At 51.9% G+C, this 15,078-nt stretch carries 11 protein-coding genes; 3 read left to right on the forward strand and 8 right to left on the reverse strand.

Annotated features, from left to right (window positions below; all coding sequences use genetic code 11):
• Positions 1–147 precede the first annotated feature (147 nt).
• Both porQ and lon read right to left on the reverse strand, forming a co-directional pair.
• On the reverse strand, positions 148–1,194 hold the full coding sequence (gene porQ, locus ACY0JR_RS09925) for a type IX secretion system protein PorQ (RefSeq protein WP_462633880.1): 1,047 nt from the start codon (positions 1,192–1,194) through the stop codon (positions 148–150).
• A gap of 23 nt (positions 1,195–1,217) precedes the next feature.
• Positions 1,218–3,716 carry an endopeptidase La gene (gene lon, locus ACY0JR_RS09930; RefSeq protein ID WP_462633881.1) on the reverse strand — a complete coding sequence of 833 codons (2,499 nt, stop codon included), beginning with the start codon at positions 3,714–3,716 and terminating at the stop codon, positions 1,218–1,220.
• 195 nt (positions 3,717–3,911) lie between these two features.
• Between lon and ACY0JR_RS09935 the strand changes: the two genes are divergently transcribed.
• Positions 3,912–5,903: an OmpA family protein gene (locus ACY0JR_RS09935; RefSeq protein ID WP_462633882.1), complete on the forward strand. Its 1,992-nt coding sequence runs from the start codon at positions 3,912–3,914 to the stop codon at positions 5,901–5,903.
• A 274-nt stretch (positions 5,904–6,177) separates the two neighbouring features.
• On the opposite strand, the gene ACY0JR_RS09940 is transcribed toward ACY0JR_RS09935, so the two are convergent.
• From ACY0JR_RS09940 to ACY0JR_RS09965, 6 genes are all read right to left on the reverse strand, one after another.
• Entirely contained in the window at positions 6,178–7,008 is an 831-nt protein-coding gene (locus ACY0JR_RS09940) for a hypothetical protein (protein WP_462633883.1), read from the reverse strand.
• A gap of 312 nt (positions 7,009–7,320) precedes the next feature.
• Positions 7,321–7,833, reverse strand: coding sequence for a DUF6702 family protein (locus ACY0JR_RS09945; protein WP_462633884.1), 513 nt, complete (start codon positions 7,831–7,833; stop codon positions 7,321–7,323).
• 84 nt (positions 7,834–7,917) lie between these two features.
• Complete coding sequence (rseP, locus tag ACY0JR_RS09950; protein WP_462633886.1) at positions 7,918–9,243, reverse strand: RIP metalloprotease RseP; 1,326 nt, start codon at positions 9,241–9,243, stop codon at positions 7,918–7,920.
• A 78-nt stretch (positions 9,244–9,321) separates the two neighbouring features.
• Positions 9,322–10,476: a 1-deoxy-D-xylulose-5-phosphate reductoisomerase gene (locus ACY0JR_RS09955; protein ID WP_462633887.1), complete on the reverse strand. Its 1,155-nt coding sequence runs from the start codon at positions 10,474–10,476 to the stop codon at positions 9,322–9,324.
• A 240-nt stretch (positions 10,477–10,716) separates the two neighbouring features.
• Entirely contained in the window at positions 10,717–12,000 is a 1,284-nt protein-coding gene (locus tag ACY0JR_RS09960; protein WP_462633888.1) for a hemolysin family protein, read from the reverse strand.
• A gap of 24 nt (positions 12,001–12,024) precedes the next feature.
• Entirely contained in the window at positions 12,025–13,521 is a 1,497-nt protein-coding gene (locus ACY0JR_RS09965) for a GH3 auxin-responsive promoter family protein (protein WP_462633889.1), read from the reverse strand.
• A 334-nt stretch (positions 13,522–13,855) separates the two neighbouring features.
• Here ACY0JR_RS09965 and ACY0JR_RS09970 point away from each other — a divergent pair, with 334 nt between their 5' ends.
• Positions 13,856–14,290: an OsmC family peroxiredoxin gene (locus tag ACY0JR_RS09970; RefSeq protein WP_462633890.1), complete on the forward strand. Its 435-nt coding sequence runs from the start codon at positions 13,856–13,858 to the stop codon at positions 14,288–14,290.
• Between the two features lie 64 nt (positions 14,291–14,354).
• Positions 14,355–14,852, forward strand: a complete 498-nt coding sequence (locus ACY0JR_RS09975; RefSeq protein WP_462633891.1) for a hypothetical protein — start codon at positions 14,355–14,357, stop codon at positions 14,850–14,852.
• Positions 14,853–15,078 lie beyond the last annotated feature (226 nt).

The following is a 15,078-nucleotide window of genomic DNA, read 5'->3' on the forward strand; positions in this document are numbered from 1 at the left end:
CTAAACGTCTCGTGCCAAAACTTGTTGGTTTAGCGCAACACCAGTTTACAGCTTCTTTATCAAAAATCGGGCTAAAACCATTGTCACATTCCAACATCTCCAAATTTCCACATCTTCTCATCTGCACATCTTCTCATCTCCACATCATCAATCCAGCTTCTTTTTCAGAAAACGGTTCAAATCTGTGTTGAGCGTGAGATAGTTGCTGGCCCCGGCTACGTGGTACTTGGCGTAGGTGTACTCAAACCGAAACGCGTGTACTTTCACCGATGCCCCGAAGGAAAACCCGGCCATGCTGCCTACGTTGTCTACCACCAGTTCTTTCCTTCGGAGATGGTTATAACCCGCACGTACCTGAAAACCCGGACCTAAGATGAACTCGCCGCCCACCACAAAATGCCGGGCCAGCTTATCACCGAAGGTCTTTTCCTCCTTCACTTCTTCGTTGTTTTCGTTGATCGTGCCGGGTTTGTCGGGGTCCAGGTACACAATGTCGAAGCGCTGCAATTGGTGGGCCGTGAGCGACAGCCGGAACGGGGCGTGCTCTGGTTTGTAACTCAGACCCAATTGTATATCTAAGGGCATTTCTTCGCGTTCACCGTTGTCATAGGGCTTCAGCATCACACCCAGGTTCCTGATGGCTAAACCCACCACAAAGTCCCGCTCGGGGTGTTTGAAGGTTCCGCCCAGGTCTACCAACGCGGCAACAGCCTGGTCTCCGGCAATTCTGGAAACGGCCACTTTCGCGGTAGCGCCCAAGGTAAACGGCTCAATGGTAGCGGCGTGGGACAAAGAAAGCGCGTAATCCCGCACACGAAAACTGCCTTCCTCCAGCCCTGCATCATTGGTCTGGGTAAACGAACCGTAATCCAGGTACTGCACCCCAATGGCGTTTCGGCCCCAGCGATTGCTGTCAAAGGTATAGTAGAGGTTGTTCTGGCTTACATCGGCCAGGTAGTTCAAGTGCGTCAGGCCCAGATGATTAGTGGTTTTGCCGTGCATCAGCGCCGGATTAGCCGACACCGCATTCACGTCTTCCAGCCCAGAAGAGACATTCACCCCACCTAGCGCGGCCAGCCGGGCATGCGTGGGCACGTCCAGAAACCGAAAAACAGAACGCCCTCCCAGTTGGGCGCAGGCCAGTTGCACGGTGGCAACTAACAGGAGACCCAAAAGGAGAAGGCGTTTCTGCATGGTTTTTCAAAAATAGCCTGAAATCAGCTTCCGGCTTTTGCCGGAACAGCTTCTTCGCGTACCCGCAGGTCCAGCGGCTTGGCCACTTTCTCCGGTAAGAGCGCATATTCCAGCACCTCGTCTACTCGGTCCACATAATGGATATTCAGACCTTCTATGTAGTGGGCCGAAATCTCGTTCACGTCCTTGCGATTCTTGTAGCACAGAATCACGTCTTTGATACCCGCCCGCTTAGCCGCGAGAATCTTCTCTTTAATGCCGCCCACGGGCAATACTTTTCCGCGCAGGGTAATCTCCCCGGTCATAGCCAGGTGCGAGCGTACTTTGCGTTGCGTAAACACCGAGGCAATGGACGTAAAGATGGCAATACCAGCACTTGGCCCGTCTTTGGGCACGGCCCCTTCGGGGAAGTGAATGTGCAGGTCGTACTGGTCGAAGAGGCGGTAGTCAATGCCAATCTCGTCGGCGTGAGCACGCAGGTAAGAAACCGCCGTAATCGCCGATTCCTTCATCACATCGCCTAACTGACCCGATAAGGTCAGCTTGCCTTTGCCGCGGCTCAGCAAGGATTCCACAAACAGGATATCACCGCCTACACTGGTCCAGGCTAGGCCGGTTACTACCCCCGCCGTCTCATTATCCTGGTACAGCTCTTTGTCGAAGATTTCGGGGCCCAGAATGCGTACCACGTCTTTGGGCTCCAGTTTGGCTGGCCATTCCTCTTCCATAGCCTTGGATTTGGCAATGTTCCGGATAACGGCGCCCAATTTGCGCTCCAGGTTCCTAACCCCAGATTCACGGGAGTAATCTTCAATCACTTTCTGAATAGCCGCCGTAGAGAACGCCACATCTTTGGGTAGCAGCCCGTGGTCTTCCTTCTGCTTAGGAATGAGGTGACGTTTCGCGATTTCGGTTTTCTCTTCTACCGTGTAGCCGGTCACTTCAATAATCTCCATCCGGTCGCGCAGGGCCGGGTGAATGGTATCTAAAGAGTTGGCCGTGGCGATGAACAGAACTTTAGACAAGTCATACTCCACCTCCAGATAATTGTCTACGAAGGTGTGGTTCTGCTCAGGGTCCAGCACCTCCAGCAAAGCGGAGGATGGGTCACCCCGGAAATCAGAAGTCAGTTTGTCTACCTCGTCCAGAATCATAACGGGGTTAGAAGAACTCACTTTCTTAATCTGGCTGATGATACGGCCCGGCATGGCACCCACGTAGGTTTTGCGGTGCCCTCTAATCTCCGCCTCGTCACGCACGCCGCCCAAGGCAATACGCACATATTTACGGCCCAACGCTTTGGCGACGGAACGGCCCAGCGAGGTTTTTCCCACGCCCGGAGGCCCGTACAAGCACAGAATAGGCGCTTTCATGTCATTCTTGAGCTTGAGCACGGCCAGGTACTCCAGAATACGCTCCTTCACTTTCTCCAGCCCGTAGTGGTCAGCGTCTAGGATTTTTTTGGTGCGCTTCAGGTTAAAGTTGTCTTTGGTGTACTCGTTCCAGGGCAGGTCTATCAGGAATTCGCAGTAATTCAAAGAAATGGGATATTCGGCGGCCTGTGGGTTCAGGCGGCTGAGTTTGTCCAGTTCCTTGCTGAAGTGCTTGGCAACCGTCTCGGGCCACTTTTTCTTGGCGGCGGTGGCACGCATTTTCTCCACTTCCTGCTCGGGGCCTTCCATGCCCAGTTCATCTTGCAACACTTTGATTTGCTGGCGCAGGAAATAATCGCGCTGCTGCTCGTCAATGTCTGTATGCACTTTGCTGTGGATTTCCTGCTTGATTTCCAGCATCTGGATTTCGCGCATCATCAATTGCAGCAGGGTGGTGCCGCGCTCCACCCCGTCATTGATCTCCAGCAACTTCTGCTTCTGGGCCACTTCGGCGTTGATGTTGGAAGAAAGGAAATGGGTCAGGAAACTAGGGCTGTCAATATTATCCAGGGCCACTTGCGCTTCCTGCGGAATTTCAGGGTTAAGCTTCAGGATTTTAGCGGCCGCCTCTTGCAGCGACTCTACCAGGGCTTTTACTTCTTTGCTGCCTTTATTGGGGAAAGTCTCGGGGCAATAAGAGACTTTGGCCACCATGAACGGTTCTTCCTGGGTTATTTCCTCAATTTTGAAACGGCTCTGCCCCTGAATGATAATGGTGGTATTACCGTCTGGTAGCACCAGCATTTTCAGGATCTTGGCCATGGTACCCACCTCAAACAAATCTTCTGGCGTAGGCTCTTCGGCCGACATGTTCTTCTGGGCCACTACGCCCACTATTTTGTCGCCGCGGTAGGCTTTGCGCACCAACCGCACAGATTTTTTCCGGCTAACCGTGATGGGAATGACCACCCCGGGGAATAGTACCGTGTTTCTAATAGGTAAAAGCGGAAGCGTATCTGGGTTATTTTTTTCAGCGCCCTCTGCGTCGTCCAGTTCTGTGGTGATAATGGAGATCAATTCGCCATTGCCATCATCTGCTAAATCGGACAACATGAGTTGCTGTAGTAGGTTCTCTTGGGTATAATTCATACGTCGTGTCTCTGAAGGTGCCAATTTGACAGCACGCTTCCCGTCGGTTCTGTGGTTTGTCTTCAAGTTATATACTTGTCAAGTCCTGTGCCAATATATCAGCGGAAATTAGTCATTCAGGAGGAAATTCACCCCAGAAAAAGCTACATTTGAAAGCGCAGGCTGAAATAATGCTTTTCAGGTGCCTCTTTTGTTATGTTGCGTACCGGTTCTTTTCTGCTTTTCCTTTTCTACCTGGTGCTTGGTTTCTCCGCCTCCGGACAAAACAAGCCAGCCCTGCGTCTGCAACAACGCCCCGTCACTGACTCGCTCCGGCAAAGAGCCCCGCAAGCCGAAGTGGTCCTAAACTTCCCCAACCTCAACCGGCTGCCTTTCTATTACCACAAATCCAAGTATGAAACCATCCTGAAACTGGAGAAGAAAAAGGCCTGGGACAAAGTGCTTCCGCTGCTGACCGAGTACGTGGGCAACTTCGGGATTGACAATTTTTATAAAGATACGAAACTTCTCTGGCGTTTGGGGCAACTGTATGAGCGCATGGGCCAACAGGAGAAAGCTGTGGCCTATTACCGCCTGGTATTGAAGCACCACCGCACAGATATCAAGCAGGTGCAGCAGTATTATGACTCGCTGGAACAGAAAAGCAAAGACCTGTACGTGCCGCTGCAATATTACTATGAATTGGTAGAATACCGTAAATCAGTGGCTACGTTCAAGCCACCGCGTGGCGTGTATACCAACATGGGCGATGCCATCAATTCCAAAGCCGAAGACTACGGCCCAGCCGTACGCTCAGACGAGGAACTGTTCATCTATACCTCGCGCCGCAAAGGCGTAAAAGCCACCGGCACCGACGAGGATCTGTACTTCTCCCGCTTTGAGAACGGGTTCTGGCAGGAGGGCGAATCATTTGGCAAACCTATCAACAGCATCTATAACGAAGGTTCGGCCTGCCTCAGCCGCGACGGCAAAACCCTGTACTTCGCCCGCTGCGAAAGTCCCGATGGCCTGGGCAACTGCGACCTCTATTCCGCCCCGCGCCTGGCAGATGGCTCCTGGGGCCAACCCAAAAATCTGGGGACTAACGTGAACAGCAAAGCCTGGGACTCGCAGCCTACCCTCTCACCGCAGGAAGACACGCTTTACTTTGCCTCTGACCGGTTGGGCGGCTTTGGCATGGCTGACATCTATTTCACCCACAAAGACAAAAACGGCCAATGGATGCCCGCGCAGAACCTGGGGCCTATCATCAATACCCGCGAGAGCGAGGTGAGTCCTTATTTCCATCCGTTGTACCAGGTGCTGTATTTCAGCTCACGCGGGCAGTTGCTCAACTTCGGAGATTTTGACATTTACAAGGTGTACCGCATCAACGGTCAGTGGCAGGAGCCCCGCAACATTGGCCCGCTGGTGAACGGCAAAGGCAGCGAGTACTACTTCACCATTAACGCCAACTCCACCAATCTGTACTACGCCCGCTCAGAACCCTCTGACCTCAAGAACCTGGATCTGTACTCGTTTCCGTTGCCCATGGAAGCCCACCCACTAGCCGTGACCAAATTGACCGGCGTGCTCACCGATTCTGTCACCAACAAGCCGCTCAACGGCATTATCTCCATCATTGACCTGGACAACGGCATTGAAGTGGCCTCCAAATACCTGCGCGAAGACGGTTCCTTTGACTTTGACCTCATTGACAACAGCCGGTACATGATGCTCATTCAGGGTGCAGATTTCTTCTCCATTGAAAAGGAAATCAATCTGAAGGAAGATACCGTGATGAAAATCATGACCAGCCTCATTGACTACAGCATTCCGCTCATCTTCCAGAACTTGGAATTTGACGAAGGGAAAGCCGAAATCAAGGAGAGCATGAAGCCTACCCTAGACCGCATTGTGCTGTTTCTGGTAGACCACCCGCAACTGAAACTCAGCATTGAAGGCCACACCGATGCCAGCGGCGACCCCAACGCCAACCTGGAACTCTCCCAATGGCGGGCCATCTCCATCCGGAAGTACCTGGAAGACAAAGGCAACCTTGCTCCCGGCCGCATAGACGCCGTAGGCAAAGGCAGCTCAGAACCCATTAAACCAGAACTCACCCTAGAAGACCGCGCCGTGAACCGCCGGGTAGAGTTCAAACTAGTCAAACCCAAAGAAGGTGCTACTGGCACTAAGGATTGGTAGTACGTGCGCTTAAAGGTTGTTTCAGGAAAACAGACCAGAAGCATTCAAGAGGTAGGGCAATCCCTTGTGGTTGCCCTTTCCATTCCCACCCCATTTCCCGAAAAATGTACGGACAGGTCGCGACCTGTCCTGCACGGCAGCTAACGCACCAAGGACAACCACAAGGGATACCCCTACCTCTGCAACAAAAGGATATAAATAAAAAAAAGCGTTTAGCGGCTCTTTTCATGAAAGTAGACGCTAAACGCTTTTGGGTCTCACCCAAGAATCCGGGTTAAAACTTCATGGTGTTCCCTTTCTTGTTCCATTTAGGAATGGACGGCAAAGCGGGGGTTCTGTCTTCCGGGCGGGGAGCGTCTTTCTTCAGTTTTCTGCCGCCCACATTCACAATGAAGCCGAGGCTGAACACGGAGTTACCTGCGGTCATGAAGTCGCGGTTCTTGAGGCCGAAGTTGCTGCCGCTGGTGTATTGAAGCTGAATGGAAGGAGTCAGAGACATGCGGGTGAAGAAGATGGGCTCAAAGAAAATGTTGTCCTCCGTAGCCTGTTTGATGTCATTCCGGATGAACTCTCCCATGTTGACGTAGCTTAGCCGCAGGGCGGTGCCGTAGTTGAGCGTGTGCTCATGCCCGAAGAGTTTCAGCAAGCGTTTCTTCTTGGAGGCATAATTGACCTGCAGGAAGTATTTGTTGAAGGTGGTTTCCTGGCGGTCGTACGTGATGAGGCCCTCTTTGGTCTTGTCTTTGAACGTGCGGTCACTGCTGCCGTGGCCTAGTCCGGCGTAGACTTCCAGCACCCGGTTCTGGTTGGGCCCGAAAGTGGTAAAATAGCCGCCTCCCGCTTCCAGCAGGTTATGTCTGAAGTCTTTCTTATTGTTGTTGTTATTCATCATGGCGCCGCTTACCAAAACGCCCACGTGGTCGGTAACGGCGTACGCCGAGTTGAAACTGGCATTGCCTTTCAAGGTGATGTGCCCGCTGGTGCTCAGTTCGCCTTTAGAGGTGAGCATGGGCGTATTGGGCACGTTGGGCATGTACACAGAGGAACAGCTGCTGGCGCCAACTCCCATCATAATTCCAACTGCCCAAAGTAAGCTTTTTTTCATAAAATAGTCTTAAAACACACGTTCCTGTGCCTCCTGCTTGCCGCTACTTCTCCCCTCCTTCTTTCAGAGACAACCTGGTATTCTTCACAACACATCGGCCGTAGGCCGAACCTCCCTCTGTTCTGTTAGCCTGTTGCTGGTTAGGCAAACCCATGCAAGCGTTCAGGAATACAGCTATAGCTTTGCGGGCAGGACCACCAGACAAAGGTACCTTCTGCCGGTTGATCTGAAAAGTAGCCCGGCAACTTTAACATATCAAAATGATGGGAAGCTGGGCAGGAACCCCTATGGCCCAAATTCATTTATTTAAACTCAGAGCGAAACAGTATGCTGCGTTTCGCCGGAGCGGCAAAGCACCGAGCGTTTCTTACCGGCCACTTCCAGGTTCAGAATGTTGGTTTGGTCGTCAAAAATCTCAACCAGCAGCGCATTTTGCACCCACAATTGCCCACTTGACACCTTTCCGGCCGGAATCTCCAGGTAGAGCCAGACCGCATCGGCTTCTTCCTGGGCGCCTAAAAACTTCTGGGCGGCTCTGGTGCCTTTCACGGCCGAGATGGCCAGGTGCGTTTGCAGGTACTCGGCCATGAGTTTGTTCACGCGCTCAGACCGGTCTAGCCGGATGGTGGCTTTGTGGCGGCGGCTCAGGGCTTCCTCCAGATCATCGGCGAAGACGCGCACCGAGAGCTCATAGGTCTGGGACTTGGGGTTGTAGCGCGCATCTGTGATACTAGTGTGGAATTCATGCGCCCACGCGGCCACCGGCAGCCAGAAACCCAGCACCAAAACCAGCCAAAAGGTAGAACCAACTGCTCTTTTCGTCATTGCTTTTTATTTCTCCCCATTAAACAGAGAAAGACGCAATGTTCTTGCGTCTTTCTCTGCATTTTTTTATAAACAAAAATCTTTTTAGGACTCTAAATATTTAGATACCCATTTAAAAAAGTCATTCCCTATGGCAAACGCCATAAGTCCCAGCAACAGCACCATCCCTACTTTCTGGGCATTCTCCAGGAACTTGTCAGACGGTTTGCGGCCCGAAATGATTTCATACGTCAGGAACATGACGTGCCCCCCGTCCAAGGCTGGAATAGGCAGAAAGTTCATAAACGCCAGCACCATGGAAAGCATACCCGTAATGGTCCAGAAATTAACCCAGTTAAATTCACCACCGAAGGTCTGCGCAATCATCATGGGACCGCCAATAGACTTGGAAGCCGATACCTCTCCGCTGAAGATTTTACCAAAGCCTTTTATTTGGGTAGAAATAATCATATAGGCACGGTCTATGCCCGCCGGAATTGACTCCAGCACTCCGTATTCTCTGGTAGACCGGGGCAACAAGGGCTTGGGGTTGAAACCTAATGTGCCGTTCTCCTGCACCGTGACATTCTTCGTAATGGTTTGGGCATTACGCTCAATAACAATAGGCACCGTTTTACTGGCGCTTTGTTTTAAGGCGTTCTGCAACTCGTCAAAAAACTGAATAGGTTGGTTTCCTAACTTAATAATTTTGTCACCCTTCTGTAAACCGATGGCCTCGGCAGGGGTACCCGCCTGTACCTTCTCCACCAGAAATGGTTCCCGTGGCAAAATAAAACCGGTTTTCTCATCATCTACCAGCTTGTCTACTAAGTTGTTGGGGATAGGAATTTGCACCTGCTGTCCTTGCCGCTCTACGGTGTAAGAACTGTTGGTACCCAGCAGCACATCTGGGCTGTACACATCCTGGAACTCAACCACTGGTTTTCCGTTGGCCGCCACTATCTTATCGCCGTTCCGCAAGCCTATCTGTTTGCCAATCTCGTTGGTGACAATGCCGTATTTGGCGTCTTTTACTAAGATGTAGCTCTCGCCGTACATGTAGGTAAGCGCCGCGAAGATGATGATACCGGTGATTACGTTGAAGATGATACCGCCCATCATGACAATGAGACGCTGCCAGGCCGGTTTAGCCCTGAACTCCCACGGCTCCGGTTCCTGGTTGAGGGTGGCGGTGTCCAGGGACTCGTCTATCATACCTGAGATTTTCACGAAGCCGCCCAGCGGAATCATGCCAATCATGTACTCGGTCTCTCCTACCTGTTTGCTCACCAGTTTGGGCGGAAACCCAATGGCGTATTTCTCCACGCGCATCCCAAACCATTTGGCCGTAAGCATGTGGCCCAATTCATGAATTCCTACCAAGATGGTCAGACCCAGAATTAACTGGCCGGCCATTACTAATGCTTCCATCTACGCTGTTTATAAGGTCTTTACCTGGACCATGAAGAACTGCCCGGTAACTTTTTAGTCGATTGTTTTAAAATAAGATTACGCCTGCATAAGACTTAATGCCAAGTGGCGCGCCTCCTGGTCAGTTTGCACATAATCGTCCAAAGAAGGTTCGGCAATATACGCAACTTTAGCGAGACAGTCAGAGATGAGGTCAGACATCTCCAAAAAGCCTACCTCTTCGCGCAGAAACGCCGCTACCGCCACCTCATTGGCCGCATTCAAGATACACGGGGCGTTGCCGCCTTTCTCCATGGCTTCAAAGGCTAACCCTAAATTGCGGAACGTCTCCAAATCTGGCTTCTCAAAGGTGAGTTGCGGATAATTCAGGAAGTTAAAACGCGGAAAATCTGATTTCAAGCGGTGCGGATAGTTGAGGGCGTACTGAATAGGCAGTTTCATGTCTGGCAACCCCATTTGCGCCTTCAAAGAACCGTCTTCAAACTGAACGAGCGAATGCACAATAGATTGCGGATGCACCACTACTTCTATCTGGTCATTGCGCAGCCCAAACAGCCACTTGGCTTCAATTACCTCCAACCCTTTGTTCATGAGCGAGGCCGAATCAATGGTGATTTTAGCGCCCATTTCCCAATTAGGGTGTTTTAAGGCCTGCGCTCTGGTCACGGTTTTCAGGTATTCCCGGTCTTTCCCCCGGAACGGTCCGCCCGAGGCCGTCAGGATTATCTTTTCAATGGGGTTATGGAATTCGCCGGTGAGGCACTGGAAAATAGCGCTGTGCTCTGAATCTACCGGATAGATGTTCACGCCTTTCTCACGAGCCAATTGGGTAATTAACTGCCCAGCCACCACCAAGGTTTCTTTGTTCGCCAGGGCGATGGTTTTGCCCGCCTCAATGGCTTTGATGGTAGGTTGCAAACCAGCATAGCCTACCATAGCGGTCAGCACGATGTCTACCGTGTCCATCTGCACCACGCTGTTTACCGCGTTCATGCCCGCGTAAACTTTGATAGGGTAAGACTCCAGCGCATTGCGTACCTGTTCGTACAAGTCTTCCTGCGTGATCACCACGGCGTTGGGCTGAAAAGCGATGGCTTGCGCGATTAACAGATTCGCGTTGGAATGAGCCGTGAGCACCTCCACCTCAAACGCATCTGGCTGCGTCTGGATTACTTCCAGCGCCTGGGTGCCTATAGAGCCCGTTGAGCCAAGAATGGCTACTCGTTTCTTCATGTAATAAGATCAATGCCCATTTAAGGACTGTTTCTGCGAAATTAAGGTAAAAACAGGTGCAATCTACAGTTGGTTATGATTTCGGGGTTCGTGCTGAAATGTTATGCTACAAGGAGAGGTTTCGTACTTCCATTGAAGTCTTGTATCTGGCGCGGCTTCAGCATTGCATTTTTATGGGAGTTCTCTTTTACTTTGTTCGTTTTAAGGCCAGAATCAGGAAAAGAAGCGCTAAACAGGACTTCATTTGGTCTCTATTTCCTTCAGAATCAGCTTATCAATTTTACTGCCGTCCAGGTCTACCACTTCTATTTCTACGCCGTTGTGTACAAATTTTTCGCCCACCACGGGCAGGCCATTCAAAATGTAGATCACAAAGCCTGCCACTGTTTCGTAATCGCCGGGGTTCTTCTTGATGAATTCGCGTTTCAGCTTCTTATTCAGTTCCCGCACCGAAAGCGAACCGCTCACCAGGTAAGAATGGTCCTCTCTGCGCACGAAGCTACTCTCCCGTTCTTCATCTAAATCTGGAATATCGCCTACAATGGCCTCCAGAATGTCATGCAGCGTGATAATGCCTTCCACAGACCCGAATTCATCTACCACCACCCCCAGGTACTGCTTGTGTTTTCTGAACAAAGCCAAAACCGCGCTGGCGTACATGGTTTCGGGGACGTACAGCGGCTCTTTGAGCAAGGTGGTCAGCGGGGCTTGTTGGTTTAAAAGGTTTTCGTAGAAGTCTTTGGCGTTTAGAATGCCCAGCACCTGGTCCTGAGAACGGTCATACACCGGAAACTTGGAGTGCGCGCTTACGTGCAGTTTGTGGTTGATCTCCTCAAAGGAATCATGCAGGTTGATCCACTCCACTTCCATGCGGTGGGTTTTGAGGTGCTTGGCTTTCTGTTCGGCGTAATTGAAAATGTTCTGGTGCAGGTCGGTTTCCTCTTTGGCCAGTACGCCTTGTTTTCCGGCAGTTTTGATGATTTGGCGCAGTTCCTCCTCAGACATTTTCTCTTCCTCGGGCTCTTTGATGCGCAGCAGTTTGATGACTGCATTGGTAGACACAGACAGCAACTTGACCAGCGGCAGGGTGCCTTTGGTGAAGATTTTGATAATGGGGGCCACAAACAGGGCAATGGACTCACTGTTGCCCATGGCCAGCGTTTTAGGGATTAACTCGCCTATGACAATGGAAAAGTAGGTAATCAGCCCAATCACTACTACTACAGATAACGTGCCGGCGTACGGGGCCAAAAACGATATTTGCTCCAGCACCACCCGCATGTCATCTGAAAGGGCGGCGCCGCCGTAAGCTCCCAGCACCACCCCAATCAAGGTGATGCCCACCTGCACGGCAGAGAGGAAATCCTCGGGCTCGTCCAGCAGTTCCAGCACCGTCTGGGCGTTTTTGCTGCCTTCCTGGGCTTTCCGGGCCATCCGGTCTTTGCGCACGGAAATGATGGAGATTTCCGACAGGGCGAAGAAACCATTTAAGAGGGTGAGAACAACCAGAATCAGGATTTCCATAAACGGGGGAACAGTTGCTACTTTTTATTTGACCACCTCCAGCAATCCATCTGCCAGGGTGCGGTCATTGCTTAAACGGGGTACTTTGTTCTGGCCGCCCAGTTTGCCTTGGCGCTTCATGTATTGCTGGAACGCATCTGGCGGCAGGGCCGTCACGCGCAGATTGGCCAGAATGTTGCCCGAAATAAGGTCATCATAATAGCTGTTGCGGCGGCGCAGGTGCCAGTTAAGGGCTTTGGCGAAGCGCACCGGGTCATGGGGCGGCGTATCAAAAGCAATGAACCACTCGTGGTAAGAAGGTCCTTCGCCCTGGCTTACGTAAGGCGCCACAGTAAACTCGGTGACGGCTACTTCGGGAAACTCCTGCATGGCCTCGTGCAGCGCCCCTTCCACTTCTTCGCCAATCACGTGCTCGCCAAAGGCGGAAATAAAATGCTTTAGGCGGCCACTCACAATCAGTTTGTGCGGGAAGAGGGACGTGAACTTGACGGTGTCGCCAATGGAATAGCCCCACAGCCCCGCGTTGCTGTTGATGATGAGCGCGTAATTCACCCCGGTTTTCACCTCGGCCAGCGAAAGACGGCGCGGATTGGGCTGGTGGAATTCCTCAGCGGGGATAAACTCGTAATAGATGCCGCTGTCGGCTAGCAGCAGTAAGCTCGGATCGTCCTGCACGTTCTGGTAGGCAATGAATCCTTCAGAGGCCGGGAACGTCTCAATGGAATCAATCTTGCGCCCGATGCTTTCAAATAACTTGGCTCGGTACGGCGCGAAATTCACGCCGCCGTAGACAAACAGGTTGAAGTCTGGGAAAACGTCTTTGATCTGCTTGCCGGTGCGCGCCATGATTTTGTCAAAGTACATCTGCACCCACGGCGGTATGCCCGAAATGAGCGTCATGCGCTGGTCTATGGTTTCCTGCACAATGGCCTCCAACTTGGTTTCCCAGTCCTCAATGCAGTTGGTGCCGTAGCTGGGCAGTTGGTTGGTGCGCAGGTAAGCGGGTACGTGGTGATTCACAATGCCAGACAAGCGGCCCGTGTTAATCCCGGCCACCTGCTCCAACACCGGACTTCCGCTCAGGAAAATGAGTTTACCGTCCAGGAACTGAGACTTGCCGGTTTCCTGAATGTAGTTGAGCAGTGCGTTTTTGGCCCCGTTGATGTGGTTGGGAATAGAATCCTGGGTGATGGGAATGTACTTGGTGCCCGAAGTGGTACCGGAGGTTTTGGCGAAATAAAGCGGCAAACCCGGCCACACCACGTTTTGCTCGCCCTGTTTCAGGCGGTCAAAGTACGGGCGCAGGGCCTCGTAATCGCGCACGGGCACGGCCTGGGCAAATTCCTGCGGCGTTTGAATGTCTTTGAAATAATGGTCTTTCCCGAAGGAAGTGTTGGCCGCTTTGCGGATGATGGATTCAAAAATCTGCTGTTGTGCCTGGGCGGGCCTTTCCATCCAGTTGTGCTGCCGGGCGTGTACCCACGCCGCCAAAGGTTTACTCAAGAACGCTTTTACACCCATGTAGACCAAGTTGGTTTTGACCTCAAAATCGGAAATCTAGCTAAAACAACCGAAGCTGCTTTCCATTTCTGGCTTTGAAATTGGGTAAAGATAGTAATCTTACGCAAGTTCTCAGGTGCAGTGCTCTTTCTTGTGTTTCCGGCTCGTTTTCTTCAAAGTACCCCTAAAAGCCTTCGGTTCTACCGGCTTTATTCCCGTGCATGGCTGCTGCGCGAAGCTGGTTTCACTCCATTTTGGCCGATGGGGCTGGTATCTTTCTGCGGCGGGCGCGGTAAAAACAATTCTTTGCCTTTTTTAGTATTTAGTTGAACATACAAACCAAACCCATATAATCATGGCAAATAACACAGGTACAGGCGTCTGGGAAGGCGGCCTGAAAGACGGAAAAGGAACAGTTTCTACCCAAAGCGGCACCTTAGATGCCCGCTACTCCTTCGGGTCGCGCTTTGAGGAGGACGTAACCGGCACTAACCCCGAGGAACTGGTTGGAGCCGCCCACGCGGGTTGCTTTTCTATGTTCCTGAGCAGCCTTCTGGAGGGAGCCGGTAAAAAAGCGACTTCGGTGAGAACCCAGGCCAAAGTGCATCTAGGGCAGGACAACGGTCCTTTCATCAAGAAAATCGACTTAACCACCGAAGTGGAAGCCCCGGGACTTTCTGACGATGAATTGCAGGAATTGGCTCAAAAAGCCAAAGAAGGCTGCCCTATCTCCCGGGCATTGGCCTCTGTGCCCGAAATGACGTTGAAAGCCACCTTAAAAGGAGCCTAAACTTGGTTTCGGCCGCCGGGGCTGATATCAAATTTTCACTATCTTTGCCCAATAACTGTATTGCATGAGATCATTGGCTAGGGTTGGGTTGCGGCCGTCACGCGACCACAGAATTTCCTTCGGGGTACAATTGGCATTAGTCCTCCTGTGGATGACCTACGGGTTGTTCCTTATTTTTACGGAACCCGACAACTCCACCAACGACCGCCACTTCATCCACTATGTCTTCCTGATTCTGGCCTTTGGGTATCTGCTCTTCATCCTGGCGCAAAACACGTCTGTATTCGGCCGTCAGTCTTATCTGGAGATCACGCCCGCGTACGTGGTAGAGAAGCGGGGACACTTCAAGAAGAAAATAGCCATTCACCTGCAAGACGTGCTGGGAATCTCCCTTAACAATGCCCAGGCGCGTTTCTCCATGCGCGATGGCACCCGTTGCCAGGTGAACCTGAAACTGATCAGTACCCGCAAAGGCCAGCAGATTGCCAAAGCAAAGATTCTGGAAGTAGCCGAAAAACACGCCATTCCGGTAACCGACACCTCTACTTCCGCTAGAAGATAAATCTTATTTGGGTGCTTATTTCCCCAAAACAGGTCCAAAACAGAAGCGGCCACTCTTTGTGGAGTGGCAGCCTCTGTTTTGGGACTGTTTCTTTCTCTTCTCCACATCTGACGCTGCCGACGACAGTGTCATCGTGTAGATCTCGGTGGTCGCCGTATCATTAAAAAGGGGGGGGGGGGGGGGGGGGGGGGGGGGGGGGGGGGGGGGGGGGGGGGGGGGGGGGGGG

The organism is Rufibacter sp. JT3400010 (genome assembly GCF_054956755.1).